Annotated in this window: 20 protein-coding genes; 8 read left to right on the plus strand and 12 right to left on the minus strand. The window is 71.0% G+C overall.

Annotation, left to right across the window (positions count from 1 at the left end):
* Positions 1–112 precede the first annotated feature (112 nt).
* Both BW996_RS14135 and BW996_RS14140 read left to right on the plus strand, forming a co-directional pair.
* Positions 113–886 (plus strand): enoyl-CoA hydratase, encoded by a 774-nt coding sequence (locus BW996_RS14135; protein ID WP_037480536.1) that lies wholly within the window; start codon positions 113–115, stop codon positions 884–886.
* A 14-nt stretch (positions 887–900) separates the two neighbouring features.
* Entirely contained in the window at positions 901–1,764 is an 864-nt protein-coding gene (locus BW996_RS14140) for an SGNH/GDSL hydrolase family protein (protein ID WP_051631792.1), read from the plus strand.
* Here BW996_RS14140 and BW996_RS14145 read toward each other — a convergent pair.
* Positions 1,677–2,057, minus strand: a complete 381-nt coding sequence (locus tag BW996_RS14145; RefSeq protein WP_241461925.1) for an acyl-CoA thioesterase — start codon at positions 2,055–2,057, stop codon at positions 1,677–1,679. The two genes, BW996_RS14140 and BW996_RS14145, sit on opposite strands and share 88 nt — an antisense overlap.
* Positions 2,058–2,216: 159 nt before the next feature.
* Here BW996_RS14145 and BW996_RS14150 point away from each other — a divergent pair, with 159 nt between their 5' ends.
* The 4 genes from BW996_RS14150 to htpX all read left to right on the plus strand — a co-directional run bounded on the left by BW996_RS14150 (position 2,217) and on the right by htpX (position 7,192).
* The gene (locus BW996_RS14150) at positions 2,217–4,037 is read left to right on the plus strand and encodes an ABCB family ABC transporter ATP-binding protein/permease (RefSeq protein ID WP_037480539.1); all 1,821 of its coding nucleotides are present in this window, start codon (positions 2,217–2,219) and stop codon (positions 4,035–4,037) included.
* An 81-nt stretch (positions 4,038–4,118) separates the two neighbouring features.
* Positions 4,119–5,072, plus strand: coding sequence for a LysR substrate-binding domain-containing protein (locus BW996_RS14155; RefSeq protein ID WP_037480572.1), 954 nt, complete (start codon positions 4,119–4,121; stop codon positions 5,070–5,072).
* A gap of 89 nt (positions 5,073–5,161) precedes the next feature.
* Positions 5,162–6,223 (plus strand): dihydroorotase, encoded by a 1,062-nt coding sequence (gene pyrC / locus BW996_RS14160; protein ID WP_051631793.1) that lies wholly within the window; start codon positions 5,162–5,164, stop codon positions 6,221–6,223.
* Positions 6,224–6,307: 84 nt separating this feature from the next.
* Entirely contained in the window at positions 6,308–7,192 is an 885-nt protein-coding gene (gene htpX, locus BW996_RS14165) for a protease HtpX (protein WP_037480542.1), read from the plus strand.
* A 19-nt stretch (positions 7,193–7,211) separates the two neighbouring features.
* Here htpX and clsB read toward each other — a convergent pair whose 3' ends face one another.
* The 11 genes from clsB to BW996_RS21930 all read right to left on the minus strand — a co-directional run bounded on the left by clsB (position 7,212) and on the right by BW996_RS21930 (position 17,431).
* Positions 7,212–8,492: a cardiolipin synthase ClsB gene (gene clsB, locus BW996_RS14170; RefSeq protein WP_051631794.1), complete on the minus strand. Its 1,281-nt coding sequence runs from the start codon at positions 8,490–8,492 to the stop codon at positions 7,212–7,214.
* 2 nt (positions 8,493–8,494) lie between these two features.
* Complete coding sequence (locus BW996_RS14175; protein WP_051631795.1) at positions 8,495–9,307, minus strand: endonuclease/exonuclease/phosphatase family protein; 813 nt, start codon at positions 9,305–9,307, stop codon at positions 8,495–8,497.
* A complete protein-coding gene (nudB, locus tag BW996_RS14180) occupies positions 9,307–9,813 on the minus strand; it encodes a dihydroneopterin triphosphate diphosphatase (protein WP_241461924.1) in 507 nt (168 codons plus the stop codon). Before nudB ends, BW996_RS14175 begins: the two co-directional genes overlap by 1 nt.
* A gap of 55 nt (positions 9,814–9,868) precedes the next feature.
* Positions 9,869–10,792, minus strand: a complete 924-nt coding sequence (locus BW996_RS14185) for a prenyltransferase (protein WP_051631799.1) — start codon at positions 10,790–10,792, stop codon at positions 9,869–9,871.
* Between the two features lie 80 nt (positions 10,793–10,872).
* Positions 10,873–11,502, minus strand: a complete 630-nt coding sequence (locus BW996_RS14190; RefSeq protein WP_037480549.1) for an LPD3 domain-containing protein — start codon at positions 11,500–11,502, stop codon at positions 10,873–10,875.
* Between the two features lie 187 nt (positions 11,503–11,689).
* Positions 11,690–13,492, minus strand: coding sequence for an aspartate--tRNA ligase (gene aspS / locus BW996_RS14195; RefSeq protein ID WP_037480554.1), 1,803 nt, complete (start codon positions 13,490–13,492; stop codon positions 11,690–11,692).
* A 35-nt stretch (positions 13,493–13,527) separates the two neighbouring features.
* A complete protein-coding gene (locus tag BW996_RS14200; RefSeq protein ID WP_081838049.1) occupies positions 13,528–14,169 on the minus strand; it encodes a DUF502 domain-containing protein in 642 nt (213 codons plus the stop codon).
* 21 nt (positions 14,170–14,190) lie between these two features.
* Positions 14,191–14,544, minus strand: a complete 354-nt coding sequence (locus BW996_RS14205; protein ID WP_037480558.1) for an FmdB family zinc ribbon protein — start codon at positions 14,542–14,544, stop codon at positions 14,191–14,193.
* Between the two features lie 88 nt (positions 14,545–14,632).
* The gene (gene ubiB, locus BW996_RS14210; protein WP_037480561.1) at positions 14,633–16,207 is read right to left on the minus strand and encodes a ubiquinone biosynthesis regulatory protein kinase UbiB; all 1,575 of its coding nucleotides are present in this window, start codon (positions 16,205–16,207) and stop codon (positions 14,633–14,635) included.
* Positions 16,208–16,230: 23 nt separating this feature from the next.
* On the minus strand, positions 16,231–16,752 hold the full coding sequence (locus tag BW996_RS14215) for a hypothetical protein (protein WP_076458967.1): 522 nt from the start codon (positions 16,750–16,752) through the stop codon (positions 16,231–16,233).
* Between the two features lie 37 nt (positions 16,753–16,789).
* Complete coding sequence (locus BW996_RS21930; RefSeq protein ID WP_051632328.1) at positions 16,790–17,431, minus strand: class I SAM-dependent methyltransferase; 642 nt, start codon at positions 17,429–17,431, stop codon at positions 16,790–16,792.
* 239 nt (positions 17,432–17,670) lie between these two features.
* On the opposite strand from BW996_RS21930, the gene galE reads away from it, so the two are divergent.
* Both galE and BW996_RS14230 read left to right on the plus strand, forming a co-directional pair.
* The gene (gene galE, locus BW996_RS14225) at positions 17,671–18,687 is read left to right on the plus strand and encodes a UDP-glucose 4-epimerase GalE (protein WP_037486090.1); all 1,017 of its coding nucleotides are present in this window, start codon (positions 17,671–17,673) and stop codon (positions 18,685–18,687) included.
* A gap of 77 nt (positions 18,688–18,764) precedes the next feature.
* Entirely contained in the window at positions 18,765–20,678 is a 1,914-nt protein-coding gene (locus tag BW996_RS14230) for a pyruvate kinase (RefSeq protein ID WP_051632329.1), read from the plus strand.
* The last annotated feature ends 3 nt before the right edge of the window (positions 20,679–20,681 follow it).

The raw sequence follows: 20,681 nt of genomic DNA on the forward strand, positions 1-20,681 counted from the left end.
TTCGCCGGCTGTGGCCGGCCCGTGCTGGCCGCCGCCTCCGAGGGATCGGATGCGGCGGCCGCGTCTTTTCCAGCCCGGGAGCTTAAGATTCCCGATTGCCCAGGAGACTTCGATGAGCATCCCCACCATTCGCACCGCGACGCTGAACGGCGTGGCCACGATCGAGATTGCACGCCCCGAGAAGAAGAACGCGCTGACGCTGGCGATGTACGAGGCGATGGCCGAGGCGCTGCGCGCCGCGCAGGCCGAGCCGTCGGTGCGTGCGGTGCTGATCTGCGGCCAGCCCGGCATCTTCACCTCCGGCAACGACCTCGAGGACTTCATGCAGCGCCCGCCGCAGGGCATGGACTCGCCGGTCTTCCGCTTCATGGAGGCGCTGCTCGACTGCGACAAGCCGGTGGTGGCGGCCGTCACCGGCGCGGCCATCGGCATCGGCATGACGATGCTGCTGCACTGCGACTTCGTCTACGTCAGCGACGAGGCCCGGCTGGCGATGCCCTTCGTCGGCCTGGGCCTGGTGCCGGAGTTCGGCGCCAGCCTGCTGGTGCCGCAGCGCCTGGGCCCGATGCGCGCGGCCGAGAAGCTGCTGCTCGGTGACCCCTTCACCGGCTCGGAAGCCGCCGAGCTGGGTCTGGCCAACGCGGTGCTGCCCGCCAGCGAGGTGGTCAACCAGGCCCGGCGCGTGGCCGAGCGCTTCAACCAGCTGCCGCCGGGCGCGGTGCGCGAGAGCAAGCGCCTGATGCGCGCGCCGCAGCGCGAGCAGCTGCGCGCGGTCATCGCCACCGAGGCCGAGCTGTTCGCCACCCGGCTGCGCAGCCCCGAGGCGCAGGAGGCCTTCCAGGCCTTCTTCCAGAAGCGCCAGCCGGACTTCTCCCGCTTCGCCTGAGGCCCGCCGCCCCGATGCCGATGCTGGCACTCGCCCGGATCCTGCTCGCGCCGCTGCTGCTCTGGCAGGGGCGGCAGGTGCGGCGCCAGGTGCCGAAGCTGCCGGAAGCCAGCGGGGCGCGACTGGGGCTGATCGGCTCGGACCATGCCGGCCATGCGGTGCCCCGGCTACGGCTGCTGATCGTCGGCGATTCCTCCGGGGCCGGCGTGGGCGCGGCCACCCAGGACGAGGCGCTGGCCGGTCAGCTCGCCCGGACCCTGGCGCGCCGGCTGCAGGCGCCGGTGGCCTGGCAGCTGGTCGCCCAGACCGGCTGGACCACGCCCGAAGCCACCGCAGCGCTGCGCGCGCTGGCCGCGCAGGGGCGGCTGCCGCCGGCCGACGTGATGGTGACCGCACTGGGCGTCAACGACACGATCGCCGGCACCTCGCCCGCGCGCTGGATGCGCCAGATGAGCGCGCTCGAGGCCTGCGCGCGCGATCTCGCCGGCGTGCAGCTCAGCGTGGTGTCGGCCGTGCCGCCGATGGCGCGCTTTCCCGCCCTGCCCCAGCCGCTGCGCCGCGTGCTGGGCGCCTCGTCGCAGCGGCTGGACCGGGCGCTGCAGCGCTGGGCGGCCGATTCGGGCGCGCGGCTGCATGTCGAGATGCCGGTCGCGGTGCGGCGGGAGTCGCCGCAGGCCCTGATGGCCGCCGATGGCTTCCATCCCGGCCCGGCGCTGTACCGCGTCTGGGCCGAGGCGCTGGCGACGCAGATCGTCGCGGACTGGCCCTCGAGCCCGGTGCTGCCGGGCGCTCAGCCGCCGCTGGCCGGGGCTGCGGGAGGCGCAGGCACCGCCACGGGCAGCGGCCTGGGCCGGCCCTCGCGGTCGATCGCGACATAGGTCAGACTCGCCTCGGTCACCTTGACCACCCGGGGCTCGGCCGGATTGCGCTCGGCGTAGACCTCGACCTGGACCGTCACCGACGTGGTGCCGATGCGGGTCACGGTGGCGTAGAAGCTCAGCAGGTCGGCCACCGAGACGGCGTTCTTGAAGACGAACTGGTTGACCGCCACCGTGGTGATGCGCCCGCGCGCGATGCGCGCCGGCAGCACCGCGCCGGCGATGTCGACCTGCGCCATGATCCAGCCGCCGAAGATGTCGCCGTTGCCGTTGGCGTCCGACGGCATCGGCATCACCCGCAGCACCAGCTCGCGCTGATGCGAGCCGGGGGCGCCCCCCAGGCCAGGCGGCTCGCCCGCACCGGCCGGGCCGGCGGCGTCAGGGCAGGAAGTCCTCGTTTCAGTCACACTCATTCATTTCACCTCGCCGGTATTGTCCCGGATCGAACCCCGATGCGCCGCGGCACCCTCGACCCCTCCCCCGCAGAGTCCTCCGCCTCCTCCGCCCCGCCCCGCAGCGACTGGACCACGCTGCGCCGGCTGGTGCCCTATCTGTGGGACTACCGCGCGCGCATGGCGCTGGCGCTGATCTTCCTGGTCGCGGCGAAAGCGGCCAATGTCGGCGTGCCGCTGCTGCTGAAGGAACTGGTGGACCAGCTCGCGCTGCCGGCGGGCGACCCGCGCGCGCTGGTGGTCGTGCCGCTGGGCCTGCTGCTGGGCTACGCGGGCCTGCGCTTCTCGACCACCGTCTTCACCGAGCTGCGCGAGCTGGTCTTCGCCAAGGCGACCCACGGCGCGGCGCGGCGCATCGCGCTGGAGGCCTTCGAGCACCTGCACGCGCTGAGCCTGCGCTTCCACCTCGATCGCCAGACCGGCGGCATGAGCCGCGACATCGAGCGCGGCACCCGCGCGCTGCAGTCGCTGGTGAGCTACTCGCTCTACACCATCGTGCCGACGCTGGTCGAGCTCGGCCTGGTGCTGACGCTGCTGGGCACGCGCTTCGACCTGGGCTTCGTCTGGATCACGCTGTCGGCGCTGCTGGTGTACGGCGCCTTCACCATCGGCGTGACCGAGTGGCGCACACGCTTTCGCCGCGAGATGAACGAGCTCGACTCGAAGGCCAATGCCCGCGCGGTCGATGCGCTGCTGAACTACGAGACGGTCAAGTACTTCAACAACGAGGCCTTCGAGGCGCGCCGCTACGACGAGGGCCTGGACGCCTACCGCCGCGCGCAGATCAAGTCGCAGGGCACGCTGTCGCTGCTCAACGCCGGCCAGCAGCTGGTCATCGCCGCCAGCCTGGTGGCGATGCTGTGGCGCGCCACCGGCGGCGTGGTGGCCAAGGAGCTGACGCTGGGCGACCTGGTGATGGTCAACGCGCTGCTGATCCAGCTCTACATCCCGCTGAACTTCCTGGGCGTGCTCTACCGCGAGATCAAGCAGAGCCTGACCGACCTGGGCCGGATGTTCGGCCTGCTCGAGCGCGAGCGCGAGGTCGCCGACCGGCCGGGGGCGCCAGCGCTGGCCGTCACGCAGGGCACGGTGCGCTTCGAGCAGGTCGGCTTCGCCTATCACCCGGAGCGGCCGATCCTGCATGGCGTCTGCCTGGAGATTCCCGGCGGCAAGACGGTGGCGGTCGTGGGCCCGTCAGGCTCGGGCAAGAGCACGCTGGCGCGCCTGCTCTACCGCTTCTACGACCTGCCGCAGGGCCGCATCACCATCGACGGCCAGGACATCCGCGAGGTCACGCAGGACAGCCTGCGCCGCGCCATCGGCATCGTGCCGCAGGACACGGTGCTGTTCAACGACACCATCGGCTACAACATCGCCTACGGCCGCCCCGGCGCCAGCCCGGCCGAGGTCGAGGCCGCCGCCCGCGCCGCGCACATCCACGACTTCATCGCCGCGCAGCCCAAGGGCTACGGGACGGCGGTGGGCGAGCGCGGCCTGAAGCTCTCCGGCGGCGAGAAGCAGCGCGTGGCGATTGCGCGCACGCTGCTGAAGAACCCGCCGATCCTGATCTTCGACGAGGCGACCTCGGCGCTGGACTCGGCCAACGAGCGCGCGATCCAGGCCGAGCTGGCCAGCGCCGCACGCGGCAAGACCGCGCTGGTGATCGCGCACCGCCTGAGCACGGTGGTGGACGCGCACCGCATCGTCGTGCTGCAGCACGGCCGCATCGCCGAGCAAGGCACGCACGCCGAGCTGCTGGCGCAGGACGGCGTCTACGCCCGGATGTGGCGACTGCAGCAGCAGGGCAAAGGCAGCGACTGAGCTGCGGGCGGCTGTCCCCGCAAGACCTTGCCTGCGCAGGGCACGCAGCAGTCCAGCGAGACACCCCGCTACACTGCCGCGGTGGAGACCAAATGGCTTGAAGACTTCGTCAGCCTGGCCGAGACGCGCAGCTTCTCGCGCTCGGCCCAGCTGCGGCATGTGACCCAGCCGGCGTTCTCGCGCCGGATCCAGGCGCTGGAGGCCTGGGCGGGCATCGACCTGGTCGACCGCTCGTCCTATCCGACCCGCCTGACCTCGGCCGGCCAGACGCTGCTGCCGCAGGCGCTGGAGATCCTGGGCAGCCTGCAGGCCGCGCGCAACCTGATGCGCGGCCACCAGACCTCGAGCCAGGACATGATCGAGTTCGCGGTGCCGCACTCGCTGGCCTTCACCTTCTTCCCGCATTGGGTGATGGAACTGCGCCAGCGCTTCGGCGCGTTCAAGAGCCGGCTGGTCGGCATGAACGTGCATGACGCGGTCATGCAGCTCACCGAAGGATCCTGCGACCTGCTGCTGGCCTATCACCATGCCTCGCAGCCGCTGCAGCTCAACCCGCAGCGCTACGAGCACCTGAGCCTGGGCACCGAGACGCTGGCGCCCTACGCCCGCGCCGGCAGTGACGGCGAGCCGCTGTTCCGGCTGCCCGGCCGCCAGAACGACCGCGTGCCCTATCTCGGCTATGCCTCCGGCGCCTACCTGGGCCGCATGGTCGACCTGCTGCTGAAGCAGTCCAGCGATGCGCTCTACCTCGAGCCGATCTACGAGACCGACATGGCCGAGGGCCTGAAGGCGATGGCGCTGGAAGGCCACGGTCTGGCCTTCCTGCCGGCCAGCTCGGTGCGCAAGGAAGTCAGCGTGCGCCGCCTGGTGCCCGCCGGGCCGCGCCAGGCACAGCAGGCCTTCGAGGTCACCATCGAGGTGTGGCTCTACCGCGAGCGCCCGGAGGTGTCGCGCCACAACAAGCCCGCCGCGCAGGCGCTGTGGGACTTCCTGAAGCTGGATCTGCAGCGCCGCCAGGCCTCGCCCAACAGCTGACAACGCCCGGAACAGCGCCCGGCGATAGCCCTTCAATCCCGACTCCCGTCGAGCACGCGCGCGCCGGCCTTGGGCGAGAATCCGGGGTGATGAACACGACCGCCCTCCCCCCGACCGCCGCCGCGTCGCTGACGCTCACCCGCCCTGACGACTGGCACCTGCATGTGCGCGACGGCGCCGCGATGGCTGCGGTCGTGCCGCACACCGCGCGCCAGTTCGGCCGCGCGATCATCATGCCCAACCTGAGGCCGCCGGTGACCACCGCGGCGCAGGCCGTGGCCTACCGCGACCGCATTCGCGCCTGCGTGCCCGCCGGGGTCGACTTCGAGCCGCTGATGACGCTCTACCTGACCGACAACACGCCGCCCGACGAGATCCGCCGCGCCCGCGAGGCCGGCGTCGTCGCGCTCAAGCTCTATCCGGCCGGCGCCACCACCAACAGCGACGCGGGCGTCACTGACATCCGCAAGACCCACGCGACGCTGGAGATGATGCAGCGCGAGGGCCTGCTGCTGCTGGTGCACGGCGAGGTGACCGATCCGTCCGTCGATGTCTTCGACCGCGAGGCGCGCTTCATCGAGCAGGTGATGGAGCCGCTGCGCGACGCCTTCCCCGAGCTGAAGATCGTCTTCGAGCACATCACCACCCGCGAGGCGGCGCAGTACGTCGCCGAGGCCGGCCCGAACATGGCCGCCACCCTCACCGCGCACCATCTGCTCTACAACCGCAACGCGATCTTCACCGGCGGCCTGCGCCCGCACTACTACTGCCTGCCGGTGCTCAAGCGCGAGGAGCACCGCCGCGCGCTGGTGGCCTCGGCCACCTCGGGCAGCCCGAAGTTCTTCCTGGGCACCGACAGCGCGCCGCACGCCGCGCACCTGAAGGAGCACGCCGCGGCCTGCGCCGGCTGCTACACCGCGCTGTCGGCCATCGAGCTCTATGCCGAGGCCTTCGAGCGCGCCGGCGCGCTCGACCGCCTGGAGGGCTTCGCCAGCCTGCACGGCCCGGCCTTCTACGGCCTGCCGGTCAACACCGGCACGATCACCCTGAAGCGCGAGCCCTGGCAGCTGCCCGAGACCCTGCCCTACGGCGATGCCGAGCTCAAGCCGATGGGCGGCGGCGAGACGCTGAACTGGCGCCTGGTGGACTGAGCGTCGCCTGAAAGGCATCCACCCGCCCCTTGACAGCGCGAGGGCACGGCCGCAGATGATGTTCCAGACCCCGAGGAGTCCCGAGTGAAACGCATCGTCCTGTTCCTGCTCACCAACCTGGCCGTGATGCTGGTGCTCGGCATCGCCTCGAGCGTGCTGGGCATCAACCGCTATCTCGACGCGCAGGGGCTGAACATCGGCATGCTGCTGGTGTTCTCGCTGTTCATGGGCTTTTCCGGCGCGATCGTCTCGCTGCTGATGAGCAAGCCGATGGCGAAGTGGAGCACCGGCGCGCAGGTCATCAACGACTCGAACGATCCGATGCACCGCTGGATCGTCGGCACGGTGGCGCGCTTCGCGCAGAAGGCCGGCATCGGCATGCCCGAGGTCGCGATCTACGACGGCGAGCCCAACGCCTTCGCCACCGGCGCCTTTCGCGACGCGTCTCTGGTGGCGGTCTCCACCGGGCTGCTGCAGAGCATGACCCGCGAGGAGGTCGAGGCGGTCATCGGCCATGAGGTCGCCCACGTCGCCAACGGCGACATGGTGACGCTGACGCTGATCCAGGGCGTGGTCAACACCTTCGTGGTCTTCATCTCGCGCATCGTCGGCTATGTGGTCGACCGGCTGATCCTGAAGAACGAGAAGGACGCGCCCGGCATCGGCTACATCGCCACCACGATCGTGATGGACCTGGTGCTGGGCGTGCTGGCCTCGATGATCGTCGCCTGGTTCTCACGCCAGCGCGAGTTCCGCGCGGATGCCGGCGCCGCCAGCCTGATGGGCGACCGCCGCCCGATGATGCATGCGCTGGCCCGCCTGGGCGGCCTCGATCCGGGCGAGATGCCCAGGAGCCTGGCGGCGATGGGCATTTCCGGCCGGCCGAGCGGCTTCATGGCGCTGTTCTCCAGCCACCCGCCGATCGAGGAGCGCATCGCCGCGCTGCAGCAGATGAAGGCGCGCCGCTGAGACATCCGCCCCGGCCGCCTCAGTAGCGGCCGGTCACCCCGGCCACGCGCAGATAGACATGCGCGATCCAGGCCACCAGCGCGCGCTGCATCATCACCAGCCAGCGCCCGGAGCGCAGCCGCTGCGGCGTGACCGGCTCCGCGACCGCGATGGCGCGGCCGATCTCGCGCGCCAGCTCGGCGCCAAACGCCTCGTCGCGCACGATCAGATTGGCCTCGAGATTGAGCAGCAGCGAGATCGGATCGATGTTGGACGAGCCCACCGTGGCCCAGTGCTCGTCGACCAGCATCACCTTGGCATGCAGGAAGGCTGGCGTGTACTCGTGGATCTCGACGCCGCAGGCCATCAGCTCGTCGTAGAGCACCCGCGCGGCCATCGCGGCGATGCGGTAGTCGGGCTTGCCCTGCATCAGCAGGCGCACCTGCACCCCGCGGCGCGCAGCCCGGCACAGCGCGCGCCGGAACTCCTGCCCGGGGTAGAAGTAGGGCGAGATCAGCCAGATGCGCTCGCGCGCCTGGCGGATCGCGTCGATGTAGGCGCGCTCGATGGTGCGGCGCTGGCGGATGTTGTCGCGCACCACGAAGGCGGCCTGCACCGGCGCGAGCGTCTGCTCGAGCAGCGGCAGCTGGTGCTGGCTGCGGCGGGTCAGCCGCATCTGCCGGAGCAGCGCACGCGCCCGGCGCACCGGATGGCCGGCGAGCAGCAGCGAGCGCAGCTCCTGCTGCCAGTCGCGGCCGAACCAGGCGCGCGACCACATCGCCCGGGTCGCATGCGCCATCGCCTCGGCCAGCGGGCCGCGCAGCTGCACCGCGAAGTCCAGGCGCGGCAGTTCGGTGCGGCCGTGATGCAGGTCGATGCGATCGTCGATCAGGTTGATGCCGCCGACGAATCCGGTCTCGCCGTCGACCACGCACAGCTTCATGTGCAGCCGGCGCAGCTGCCCGGGCTGCAGCCAGTGCGTCCAGCGCGACAGCGGCCGGAACACCGCCACCGCGACGCCGGCCGCGCGCAGGCGCGGCTCGATCGGGTCCAGGCTGTCATGCGAGCCGAAGCCGTCGATCACCACGCGCACCCGCACGCCGCGCCGCGCCGCCTGCACCAGCGCCCGCTCGACCGCCCGCGTGGCCACGTCATCGTGAAAGATGTAGGTGGCCAGCCAGACCTCGTGGCGCGCGCGCTCGATCGCGCGGATCATCGCGGGAAAGAGCTGGTCGCCGCCACGCAGCAGCTCGACCTGGTGGCCGCCGCGAAACAGCGGCCGGGGCACCAGGTACCAGGACAGCGCCTCCGACAGGCCCATCGTCAGGCCGGCTCCAGCTCGACCAGCAGCGGCAGATGGTCGGACATGCGCACCCAGGCCGGCCCGCGCGGCACCGTGACGGTGCGGCAGCGCAGCCCGCGGGTGTAGACCCGGTCAAGCGAGAACAGCGGCATGCGCGACGGAAAGGTGCGCATCGCCCGCACCGAGCCCTCCGGCGCACAGGAGCGCGCCAGGCCGGCCTGACCGAACAGCGGATCAAGCCGCTCGCCCCAGTCGTTGAAGTCGCCGGCGACGATGACCGGCGCGCCGGCCGGAATGCGCTCGTTCACATACTGGCCGAGGCGCTGCGCCTGGCGCACCCGGCTGGCATGGATCAGACCGAAATGCGCGACGATCGCATGCAGCTCGGTGCCCTGCCAGCGCACCCGCACATGCAACAGGCCGCGCTGCTCGAAGCGGTGGTCGGACACGTCGGCATGCTCGACATCGCCCACCGGCCAGCGCGACAGCAGCGCGTTGCCATGCTCGCCGTCCCGGGTGACCGCATTGGTGCGGTAGGCGGCCTCGTAGCCCTCCGGCGCGAGAAACTCGGCCTGCCCCTGCTCCGGCCAGCCGAACCAGGTGTGGTCGAAGCGGCGCGCGTCGCCATGATGGAAGAGCCGCACTTCCTGCAGGAAGACCAGGTCCGCGTCCAGCGCGGCCACGCCGGCGCCGAGGTTGTGGATCTCCAGCCGGCGCCCCGGCCCCAGGCCGCGCACGCCCTTGTGGATGTTGTAGGTGGCCACCCGCAGCGTGCCGGCGCGCTCGGGCAGCACCGACTGGCGCCACGGCCCGCCTGACAGCGACCGGGTCATCACCGCATCCTCCCGAGACGCTGCGGCAGCTGCAGGATGGCCTCGGCATTGCTCGGCGAGAAGCAGCGGTCGGCCGCCTCGCGCCAGGGCAGCCAGACATGGGCCAGATGCTCGCGCGGCGCGAGCTGCACCGGCGTGCCCGCCGGCACCGTCAGGCCGAAGACATGCTCGGTGTTGTGCGTCACGCCGGGGGCGTAGCGGTGGCGCCAGACCGGATAGATCTCGTAGACATTGCGCAGGTCCCAGTCGTGCAGCGCCTCGACCGGCACGCCGGGCGCGCCGAGCAGGATGCCGGTCTCCTCATGCACTTCCCGCGCGGCCGTCGCGTGCGGCGGCTCCTCGGGAAAGTCCTTCGAGCCGGTGACGCTCTGCCAGAAGCCGGGGCGGTCGGCCCGCTCGATCAGCAGCACGTCGAGGGCCGGCGTGTGGATCACGACCAGCACCGATTCGGGAATCTTCGGCGGCCGGGGCTGCGTCTGCGCCGTCGCCTGGGTCATCGTCGTCATGCGGACAAGCATAGCGGCAAGCCAGGGACACGACTTCGTACCGGACTCTTCGGTGTCACCGCAGCATCAGCACCTGCAGGAAGGCGCCTGCCAGCAGCAGGCCGTGCGCGATCGCGCAGACCAGCGTCAGCACGATGGCCGGGCGCAGCCGCTCGGGCTCGCGCGCATGGCGCAGCAGCAGCGCGGCCGCGGCCAGCCCCGGCGCCAGCGACAGCAGCGCCTGCACCGCCGTGCCCGGCAGCCACAGCCGCCACCACCAGAACAGCAGCCAGCCGTGCGCGGCCAGCATCAGCAGCAGAAAGCCCCAGGCCGCGGCGACCGGGCCCAGACGCACGACCAGCGTGCGCTTGCCGACCGCGGCATCGGCGCGTGCATCGGGAAACTCGGCGATCCACAGCACCGCCGCGATCAGCAGCGCCGGGCTGACGCCGGCGATCATCGCGATCTCGCCGAAGGCGCGCCGCTGCACGAAGTCGGCGCCGACCACCACCAGCCACCAGCCCGCGGCCACCGCCAGCTCACCCCAGCCGCGCGACATCAGCGCCAGCCGCGGCTGCGAGTAGGCCCAGCCCAGCAGCAGCCCGGCCAGGCCGATGAGCAGCAGCCCGGGGCCGGAGCGGGCCGCCAGCAGCAGCCCGCCGCCCGTCACCACGATCGCCAGCATCTGCACCGCGGTCTTGAGCTGCTCGGGCGTGAACACGCCGTCCTGCACCACCCGCGAGCCGCCGGTGAACGGCCCGATGCGGCCGGTGTTGAGCGCATCCGAGCCGATCAGCGCGTCGCCCCAGTCGTTGTGCAGATTGACCGCGGCATGCGTCAGCAGCGCCAGCACGACGGTGGCCAGCGCCTCGGGCCAGCGCGGCGTCGCCCCGCAGGCCAGCGCCGAGCCGATGCCCACCAGCGTGGCCACCAGCGTGACGACCAGGAATCCGGGACGGCTGGCGGCGAGCCAGCGCAGGGCGAGCGAGGGGGAGGACATGAAGCGCAGCGTGCCGGGCACAGGGTGCACCTGCCTTGCGAAGCATCAAACCTGACAGCGGAACAGCAGAGCAGCAAGCATCAGCCGAAGGGGCTTCCATCATGCCGTTGCGCCCCGGCCAGCAGCTCTCTTACACTGATGCTTCGCCCCGTGGTTGGTTGAGCTTGCGGCTTTGGCACCCTTGGTGCTTCATGCGCAGGCAAGGTTCCCAGCGGGGCGTTTTCTATTTCGACGGCCTGAAGTGCATGCAGGGTTTCGCCCTGGGCGACAACGGCCGCAAACGACTTGACCGTCCACTTGATCCTGTAAAGCGCACCGCGGATCTCGAGGGCCGCGTAAAGCCGATGGATGGCCAGCACCTGCGGATTGCGATGCTCGACATCCCCATGGGTTTCCGCCAGCACGGCCTGCTCGACCAACCTCTCGATACCCGCAATCGCCCGCGACTCGACCGGCGTGAGCTGCGGGTTATCACCCATCTTCGATCGGCCAGCCTTGTTGATCCGCAGCGTCCAGCCTGTGTCGGCATTGAACAGCCCAGCCGACTGCTGCAGGCCGCGCAGCTTGTGATCTGCCGCCTTCGCCAGCGCCTTGCGTGACAGGTCAGAGCCGAACTCATCACCATGCAGCATGCAGATGGGACGAGAAGGCAGATCGAACAGCCCCGCGCGCTGGCCAAATTCCCACACGAGGCGAGGACTGCTCGTCATGCCCGGCAACGCTGCAGCTCTTCAAGAAGCAAGCGCTGGAAAGCCTGGTTGCCAGGCTGCAGGACGCACCCCTTGAACAGCTCGATCACGATGTCCCTGCGATCAGGAGCAATGTGCCGGACAAGTTGGGCGGCCGCAGCCGCTCCCGGATCGGGTGCACGGGGCCGCCACAGCGGCCCCTCGCCGCTCAGCCTTGCTGCGCCTGCGCCGCCTGCGCGTTGCGCAGACGGATGTGCAGCTCGCGCAGCTGCTTCTCGTCGACCATCGACGGCGCGCCCGTCAGCAGGCACTGCGCGCGCTGGGTCTTCGGGAAGGCGATGACGTCGCGGATCGACTCGGCCTTGGTCATCAGCGTGATCAGGCGGTCCAGACCGAAGGCCAGGCCACCGTGCGGCGGCGCGCCATACTGCAGCGCGTCCAGCAGGAAGCCGAACTTGATGCGCTGGTCTTCCGCGCTGATGTTCAGCGCCGAGAACACCTTGGCCTGCACCTCGGCACGGTGGATCCGCACCGAGCCGCCGCCCAGCTCCCAGCCGTTCAGGACCATGTCGTAGGCCTTGGCCACGCAGGCGCCCGGATCGGTGTCCATCAGGTCCTCATGGCCGTCCTTCGGGCTGGTGAACGGGTGGTGGCAGGCGTTCCAGCGGTTCTCGTCCTCGTCGTGCTCGAACATGGGGAAGTCGACCACCCACAGCGGCGCCCAGCGGTCCTCGAAGAGGCCGCTCTTCTTGCCGAACTCGCTGTGGCCGATCTTCAGGCGCAGCGCGCCGATGGCGTCGTTGACCACCTTGGCCTTGTCGGCGCCGAAGAACAGCAGGTCGCCGCTCTGCGCGCCGGTGCGGCTCAGGATGTCGCTGAGCGCCTGGTCGTGCAGGTTCTTGACGATCGGCGACTGCAGGCCCTCGCGGCCCTTGGCGATGTCGTTGACCTTGATCCAGGCCAGGCCCTTGGCGCCGTAGATCTTGACGAACTCGGTGTAGCCGTCGATCTCGCCGCGGCTCATCGCGCCGCCGCCGGGCACGCGCAGCGCGACCACGCGGCCGCCCTTGGTGGTGGCCGGGGTCGAGAAGACCTTGAAGTCCACCGTGCCCATCACGTCGGTCAGCTCGGTGAACTCGAGCTTGACGCGCAGGTCGGGCTTGTCCGAGCCGAAGCGGAACATCGCCTCGCTGTAGGGCATGACGGGGTAGTCGCCCAGCTCGACGTTCATCGTCTTGCGGAAGACGTGGCGGATCATGCCCTCGAACATCGAGCGGATTTCCTCCTCGCCCAGGAAGGAGGTCTCGATGTCGATCTGCGTGAACTCGGGCTGGCGGTCGGCGCGCAGGTCCTCGTCACGGAAGCACTTGGTGATCTGGTAGTAGCGGTCGAAGCCGGCGACCATCAGCAGCTGCTTGAACAGCTGGGGCGACTGCGGCAGCGCGAAGAAGTGGCCGTCGTGCACGCGACTGGGCACGAGGTAGTCGCGCGCGCCTTCCGGGGTCGACTTGGTCAGCATCGGCGTCTCGACATCGATGAAGCCGTTCTCGTCGAGGAACTTGCGCACCTCCATCGCCACCTTGTAGCGCAGCATGAGGTTCTTCTGCATCGCCGGGCGGCGCAGGTCCAGCACGCGGTGCGTGAGCCGCGTGGTCTCCGACAGGTTGTCGTCGTCGAGCTGGAACGGCGGCGTGACCGACGGGTTCAGCACCTCGAGCGTGTGGCACAGCACCTCGACCTTGCCGCTGACCAGGTTGGCGTTCTCGGTGCCGGCCGGACGCGCGCGCACCAGGCCGGTGATCTTCAGGCAGAACTCGTTGCGCACGCCCTCGGCGGTCTTGAACATCTCCGGGCGGTCCGGATCGCAGACCACCTGCACCAGACCTTCGCGGTCACGCAGGTCGACGAAGATCACGCCGCCGTGATCGCGACGACGGTGGGCCCAGCCCATGAGGGTGACGGTCTGGCCGGTCAGTGCTTCGCTGACCTGGCCTGCGTAGCAGGTGCGCATGGTGGTGACTTTCTGGAGCCTTGTGAGCTCGGGACTCAGTGGGGGGTGCTCGGCGGGGCGACAACCCCCATCGAGATGATGTATTTGAGCGCCTCGTCGACGCTCATGCCCAGCGGACGCACGTCGGCGCGCGGCGCCATCAGGAAGAAGCCCGATGTCGGGTTCGGTGTGGTCGGCACATAGAGGCTGACGAACTCATGCTGTGGACCGACCGCCTCGCCCAGGCGGAGCGCGACCTCGCCCGAGGGCCGCCCGGTGACGAAGGCGATGGTCCAGCTGTCGCGGCGCGGGTACTCGACCAGCACCGCCTCGCGGAAGGCCTGGCCACTGCTGGAGAACAGCGTGTCCGAGACCTGCTTGACCGAGGTGTAGATCGACTTGACGATCGGAATGTTCGACAGGATGCGGTCCCATTGCCGCAGCCACCACTGGCCGACGATGTTGGCGACGAACACGCCGGTCAGCAGCATCATCGTCAGCAGCGTCAGCACGCCCAGCCCGGGAACGGCCGAGAGCCGGTCCAGCAGGGCATGCGCGCTGGCCGGCAGCACCGCGGTGGCGGCGCCCAGCAGGGTCTGGAACACGCTGTCCATCAGCCCCAGGATCCACAGCAGGACCCAGATGGTGATGGCCAGCGGCAGCCAGACCAGCAGGCCGGCGATGATGTATTTCTTCACGACGATCCGTTCGGTCCGTGTTCAGTGGCAGGCACAGGAGCCGCCGCAGGGCGTCGACGACGCCGAGGACGCGCTGGAGCCGCTGTCGGCCGACGAGGTCGATGCCCCGCTGTCGGCGGCGGCAGCGGCAGGTGCGGCCGCCGCGGCGGTGGCGGCCGTCGCGCCCCCGGTCGCACCGGTGGCGGCGCCGGAGCCACCACGGAAATCGGTCACGTACCAGCCCGAACCCTTGAGCTGGAAACCGGCGGCGGTCACCTGCTTGGAAAAGCTCTCGGCCCCGCAGGCCGGGCAGGTGGTGAGCACCGGATCGGACATCTTCTGCAGCACGTCTTTCGCGTGCCCGCAGGAGGAACAACGATAGGCGTAGATCGGCATCGCTAAACCCTTGATTCGAAACAGGAATTATAGAGCGCAGACAAGCAGGTCGCGTGCCCGGTCTTGCGGCAGGTCTTGCAGCGCGTCTTCAGAGCATCATCCAGCGCACCAGAAGCGCGGCGGAAACCACGCCCAGAAGGAAGCCGGTGACCAGCCAGCCCGCGGTCTGCAGCATCCGGTTGGTGCGGCGCTGCTCGGCCAGCAGCGCCTGCAGCAGCTCGCGGCTGGCCGGATCGGCGCTGCCGCTGCCGGCCGCCTGCGCCTTGAGCGCATCATGCAGCAGCCGCGGCAGCGCCGGCAGGTACTGCGCGTAGCGCGGCGCCTCCTGGCGCAGCTGATGGGCCAGCGCGCGCCAGCCGATCTGCTCGTTCATCCAGCGCTCGAGGAAGGGCTTGGCGGTGCTCCACAGGTCGAGCTCGGGGTCGAGCTGGCGGCCCAGGCCCTCGACGTTGAGCAGCGTCTTCTGCAGCAGCACCAGCTGCGGCTGGATCTCGACGTTGAAGCGGCGCGAGGTCTGGAACAGCCGCATCAGCACCTGGCCGAGCGAGATGTCCTTGAGCGGGCGGTCGAAATGCGGCTCGCAGACGGCGCGGATCGCGCCTTCCAGTTCATCGGCGCGGGTGGTGGGTGGCACCCAGCCGGACTCGATGTGCAGCTCGGCCACGCGGCGGTAGTCGCGCTGGAAGAAGGCGAGGAAGTTCTGCGCCAGGTATTCCTTGTCGCGCGCGTCGAGCGTGCCGACGATGCCGAAGTCCAGCGCGATGTAGCGCTGGAAGGTCGCCGGCGCCAGCGACACCATGATGTTGCCCGGGTGCATGTCGGCGTGGAAGAAGCCGTCGCGGAACACCTGGGTGAAGAAGATAGTCACACCGTCACGCGCCAGCTTCGGGATGTCGACGCCGGCCTCGCGCAGCCGCTCGACCTGGCTGATCGGCACGCCGAACATGCGCTCCATCACCAGCACCTCGGCCGAGCTGAGGTCCCAGATCATCTCGGGCACCATCAGCAGGTCCAGGCCGTCCATGTTGCGGCGCAGCTGCGCGGCGTTGGCGGCCTCGCGGCCGAGGTCAAGCTCGTCGTGCAGGTACTTGTCGAACTCGGCGACCACCTCGCGCGGGCGCAGGCGCCGGCCGTCGGCCGACAGGCGCTCGAGCCAGCGCGCACCGGTGCGCAGCAGCCCCAGGTCGGCGTCGATCACCTCGAGCACGTCGGGGCGCAGCACCTTGACCGCCACCTGGCGGCCGTCGTGCAGCACGCCGAAATGCACCTGCGCGATCGAGGCGCTGGCCACCGGATCGGCGTCGAACTGCGCGAACACCGCCTCGATCGGCCGACCGAGCGACTTCTCGATCAGCTGGCGCGCCAGCGCGCTGGAAAACGGCGGCACGCGGTCCTGCAGCTTCGCCAGCTCGTCGGCGATGTCGGGCGGCATCAGGTCGCGCCGGGTGGACAGCACCTGACCGAACTTGACGAAGATCGGCCCGAGCCGCTCGAAGGCCAGGCGCAGGCGCACGCCGCGCGGCGCATCGAGCCGCCGGCCGACCGACAGCACGCGCGCGAGCAGGCGCAGCAGCGGGTGGCTGAACTGCGTCAGCACCAGCTGGTCCATGCCGTGACGCAGCATCACCCACGCGATCAGCGCGAGCCGGGGCCAGTTCCTCATGATGGATGCGGCAGCAAATCGGATCAGGCCGGGCGGCGCACGCGCTGCACGAAGGCGCCGACCGTCTGCGCCAGACCACCGCCCAGGCGGCCGAGCAGGCGCGCCGGGCCGTCGCCGATCACGCGGGCCAGATCGTCCTCGAGGTCCCAGCGCAGGTTCTCGGCCAGCCAGGCGACCTCGGCGGCGAAGGCGGCGTCGCCGCGAATGTCCATCGGCGGGCGCCCCGCCATGCCGGCCAGGCCCCAGCGCAGCATCTCGCTGCCGTCGAGCGTGACCACCAGCGTCTCCTCCTCGCCGACGCCGACGGGCACCAGCAGCAGGTCTTCATCCAGTTCGAGCAGGCCGGCCGGCGTCACGCACCAGACCGCGCGCGGCGGCGCCGGCAGCAGGGCCGGCCACTGGCGCCACTGCACGCCAATCGAGCGCCCGACATGGCCGAGCAGACGGCGGGTGGCCTCCGGCTCGGCGGCCAGCACATGGTTGAGCAGCAGCGTGACGCGGCCGAGGGCCTCGCGACCGAGGGGTTCGAGCAGGGCTTGCAACATGGCGGCGATTGTAGGCGGGGCGGTCTGCGCCCCGGCGTCAGGCCGGGACATCGCGGGTCAGACGCCAGGCATTGACCCGCCCGTCCAGCAGCGCATCGCGCCGCAGCGTCCAGCCCGGCACCTGCAGGTCCTCGGCACGGATCGCCCGCTCGGGCCGGCGGGTGCGCGCCCACAGCGACAGCACCCAGGCGCCGCGCCCCAGCGCCGGCCCGAGGCGGGCCCGCAGCGCCGCGGCGGCCTGCGGCGTCATCGACGCGTCGGGCTCGACCAGCAGCAGCGTGCCGCCCTCGGCGACCCGCGCCAGCAGCCGCCGCAGACCGGCCGCCCGGTCATCCAGCACCACCAGCAGCGACGCGGCCGAGACCACCTCGAAGCGCGGCCCCGCGCCGCCGCCGGGCGGATCGGCCAGCAGGTCGGCAGCCTCGAAGGTGGCGGCGGAGCCCGCACGGCGGGCCTGGCGGCGCGCCTGCGCGACCATCGCCGGATCGAGATCGGTGCCCAGCACGCGGTAGCCGCGCTCGGCCGCCAGCCGCGCGACCAGTCCGGGGCCGCAGCCGACATCGAGCCAGCGCGCGCCCGGTGACGGCGCGGGCAGCAGCGCCACCGCCTCGCGGTGCAGCGCGCGGTAGAAGTCCGCCGCCTGCACCTGGGCGAAGAACCAGGCCGAGAACGCACTCATCGGCGGCCCCGGCAGCGCGGCGACACGAACAGGACAGCAAAGGTCGGCATGGGCATCCTCATCGCCGGCAGGACAGGCCGGTGATTTTGCGCATCCTGCCGGATCGATGCGCACCGGCGCTCAGAGCCAGATCATCGCCCCGCCATGCGGGTTTGCCACAATCGGCGCTGTCGGGACCGGGCTGGCGAGCGGCACGGGAGGAGCCCGACGCCAACGCCACTGCGAGCTGAACACATCCCATGACGACCATCCTGCTGACCGGAGCCACCGGCTACATCGCCTCCCACACCTGGATCGCACTGAAGGAGGCCGGCTTCCGTGTCCTCGGCGTCGACAACTTCGCCAACAGCTCGCCCGTCGTGCTGAAGCGCCTGGAAGCCCTGCTGGGCGAGAAGCCGGTCTTCGAGGAGGCCGACGTCAACGACACCGACCGCATGGCCGACATCATCGCGCGCCACGGCGTGCAGGGCGTGGTGCACTTCGCCGCGCACAAGTCGGTGGGCGAGTCGGTGGCCAAGCCGCTGGAATACTTCCGCAACAACCTCGGCGGCCTGGTGAGCGTGTCCACCGCGATGGAGCGCTGCGGCGTCAAGACGCTGGTCTTCAGCTCCTCGGCCACCGTCTACGGCCAGCCCGAGCGCCTGCCCATCACCGAGGACTGCGCGCTCTCCAGCACCAACCCCTACGGCATGACCAAGCTGCTGGGCGAGCAGATGCTGCGCGAGCTCGAGCGCTGCACGCCGGGCTGGGCGATCGCCTACCTGCGCTACTTCAACCCGGTGGGCGCACACGCCAGCGGCACCATCGGCGAGGACCCGCGCGGCATCCCGAACAACCTGATGCCCTACGTCACCCAGGTCGCGGTGGGCAAGCGCGAGTTCCTGCAGGTCTTCGGCGGCGACTACGACACGCCCGACGGCACCGGCGTGCGCGACTACATCCACGTCTGCGACCTGGCCCAGGGCCATGTCGCGGCGCTGCGCCACCTGATCGAGGCGAAGACCTCGGTCACCGTCAACCTCGGCACCGGCCAAGGCTACAGCGTCATCGACGTGGTGAAGTCCTTCGAGAAGGCCAGCGGCCGCCCGGTGCCCTACCGCATCGTCGACCGCCGCCCCGGCGATGTCGCCTCCTGCTACGCCGACCCGGCCGCGGCCGAGAACATCCTCGGCTGGAAGGCGCAGTTCGGCATCGACCGCATGTGCGAGGACAGCTGGCGCTGGCAGTCGACCAATCCGGACGGCTTCAAGGACTGAGCGCGCCGGCGCCGCCACGTCACGCCGCTGACATCGCCCCCGCGCAGACTGGGGGCATTTGACGCGAGCGGCACATCATGACGGCGCCACACCTCCCTGCGACCTCGGTCTCTCCCGCGATCGATCCCGGCTGGGATCCGGCGGTCTGCGAGCCGCTGATCGAGCGGCTGTGGGCGCTGCGGCGCCAGATGACCGCGCTGGCCGACCGCCATGCCGACCGACTGGCGGCCATCGACCCGGCCCACCAGGCCGGCGCGCGCAACCTGCTGCACTACCTGGCGCTGCGCTCCGGTGACCTGAGGCCGCTGCAGCTCGAGCTCTCCCGGCTCGGGCTGTCCTCGCTGGGCCGCGCCGAGCCGCATGTGCTGGCCTCGATCGACAAGGTGCTCGGCCTGCTGCACCGGCTGAGCGGTCGCGACTGGACGCCGCGCGACCCGGACGCGCCCATCGACAGCCGCGCCAGCACCCAGGCCCTGCAGCGGCATGCGGTGGCGCTGCTGGGCCGCACGCCGCCGGGACGCGACGTGCGCATCATGGTGACGCTGCCGGGCGAGGCCGCCGCCGATCCGGGCCGGATCGACGCGATGGTGCAGGCCGGCATGGACATCGCGCGCATCAACTGCGCGCACGACACCCCGGCGCAATGGCAGGCGATGGTCGAGGCGGTGCGGCTGGCTGCGCGCCGCGCCGGCCGCGAGGTGCGGGTGCTGATGGACCTGGGCGGCCCGAAGCTGCGCACCGGCCCGATCGAGAGCGGCCCGGAGGTGGTGCGGCTGCGCCCGCGCCGCGACGAGCTGGGCCGGGTGATCGCGCCGGCACGGCTGGCGCTGCGCCCGGCCGGCTCGACCCGCCCGGTCGGCGCCGAGGCCGATGCGGTGCTGGGCGTCGACCCCGACTGGCTCGCGCCGCTGAAGGTGGGCGATCTGATCTCGCTGAAGGACGCCCGGCGCGCGCAGCGCCAGCTCGAGATCGTCGAGCGCCATGCCGACGGCGTGATCGCGGCCCTGAGCCGCAGCGCCTACCTGACCGCCGACGTGGTGCTGCGCCACGAGCCGCACCGCGATCGCCGCAGCGCGCTGCATGACCTGCCCGCAGCGCAGGGCCTGCTGCATCTGCGCCGCGGCGACCGGCTGCAGCTGCTGCCCGAGGGCCTCGGCCACGAGGCCCGCCCGGTCGGGCGCGGCCGGCGAGCGCAGCCGGCCAGCGTCTCCTGCACCTTGCCCGAAGCGCTGGCGGCGGTGCGGCGCGGCGACCGCATCTGGTTCGACGACGGTCGCATCGGCGGCGTGGTGCGCAAGCGCCTGGACGGCGGCGGCGTGCTGGTCGAGATCGGCTCGGCCCGCGAGGGCGGCGAGAAGCTGGCCGCCGACAAGGGCATCAACCTGCCCGACACCGCGCTCGACCTGCCGGCGCTGACCGCGCAGGACCTGCAGGACCTCGACACCGTCGTCGCCACCGCCGACCTGGTCGGCCTGTCCTTCTGCCAGTCGGCCGACGATGTGCGCCGGCTGCGCGCCGAGCTGGCCGCGCGCGGCGCCAGCACGCTGGGCCTGATGCTGAAGATCGAGACGCAGCGCGGCTTTGCCGCCCTGCCCTCGATCCTGCTGGCGGCGATGGAGGGGCCGACCGCCGGGGTGATGATCGCGCGCGGCGACCTGGCGGTCGAATGCGGCTACGAGCGGCTGGCCGAGGTGCAGGAGGAAATGCTCTGGGCCTGCGAGGCCGCGCACCTGCCGGTGGTCTGGGCGACACAGGTGCTCGAGACGCTGGCGCGCACCGGCCGGCCCTCGCGCGCCGAGATCACCGACGCGGCGATGGGCGAGCGCGCCGAATGCGTGATGCTCAACAAGGGCCCGCACATCATGGACGCGATCCGCATGCTCGACGACATCCTGCGCCGCATGCAGGAGCACCAGTCGAAGAAGCGCCCGCTGCTGCGCGCGCTGCGCGCCTGGCGCGGCGCGCTGGATGGACAGGGAGCCCCGGGCTGAGCG

The organism is Sphaerotilus natans, from assembly GCF_900156335.1.
Taxonomy (GTDB): Bacteria; Pseudomonadota; Gammaproteobacteria; order Burkholderiales; family Burkholderiaceae_C; genus Sphaerotilus; species Sphaerotilus natans.

Coding starts and splice junctions, on each gene's coding strand:
- BW996_RS14135 (WP_037480536.1), top strand. CDS start 113: ATGAGCATCCCCACCATTCGCACCGCGACGCTGAACGGCGTGGCCACG.
- BW996_RS14140 (WP_051631792.1), top strand. CDS start 901: ATGCCGATGCTGGCACTCGCCCGGATCCTGCTCGCGCCGCTGCTGCTC.
- BW996_RS14145 (WP_241461925.1), bottom strand. CDS start 2,057: ATGCCGATGCCGTCGGACGCCAACGGCAACGGCGACATCTTCGGCGGC.
- BW996_RS14150 (WP_037480539.1), top strand. CDS start 2,217: ATGCGCCGCGGCACCCTCGACCCCTCCCCCGCAGAGTCCTCCGCCTCC.
- pyrC (WP_051631793.1), top strand. CDS start 5,162: ATGAACACGACCGCCCTCCCCCCGACCGCCGCCGCGTCGCTGACGCTC.
- clsB (WP_051631794.1), bottom strand. CDS start 8,492: ATGGGCCTGTCGGAGGCGCTGTCCTGGTACCTGGTGCCCCGGCCGCTG.
- BW996_RS14175 (WP_051631795.1), bottom strand. CDS start 9,307: ATGACCCGGTCGCTGTCAGGCGGGCCGTGGCGCCAGTCGGTGCTGCCC.
- nudB (WP_241461924.1), bottom strand. CDS start 9,813: ATGACGACGATGACCCAGGCGACGGCGCAGACGCAGCCCCGGCCGCCG.
- BW996_RS14185 (WP_051631799.1), bottom strand. CDS start 10,792: ATGTCCTCCCCCTCGCTCGCCCTGCGCTGGCTCGCCGCCAGCCGTCCC.
- BW996_RS14190 (WP_037480549.1), bottom strand. CDS start 11,502: ATGACGAGCAGTCCTCGCCTCGTGTGGGAATTTGGCCAGCGCGCGGGG.
- aspS (WP_037480554.1), bottom strand. CDS start 13,492: ATGCGCACCTGCTACGCAGGCCAGGTCAGCGAAGCACTGACCGGCCAG.
- BW996_RS14205 (WP_037480558.1), bottom strand. CDS start 14,544: ATGCCGATCTACGCCTATCGTTGTTCCTCCTGCGGGCACGCGAAAGAC.
- ubiB (WP_037480561.1), bottom strand. CDS start 16,207: ATGAGGAACTGGCCCCGGCTCGCGCTGATCGCGTGGGTGATGCTGCGT.
- BW996_RS14215 (WP_076458967.1), bottom strand. CDS start 16,752: ATGTTGCAAGCCCTGCTCGAACCCCTCGGTCGCGAGGCCCTCGGCCGC.
- BW996_RS21930 (WP_051632328.1), bottom strand. CDS start 17,431: ATGAGTGCGTTCTCGGCCTGGTTCTTCGCCCAGGTGCAGGCGGCGGAC.
- galE (WP_037486090.1), top strand. CDS start 17,671: ATGACGACCATCCTGCTGACCGGAGCCACCGGCTACATCGCCTCCCAC.
- BW996_RS14230 (WP_051632329.1), top strand. CDS start 18,765: ATGACGGCGCCACACCTCCCTGCGACCTCGGTCTCTCCCGCGATCGAT.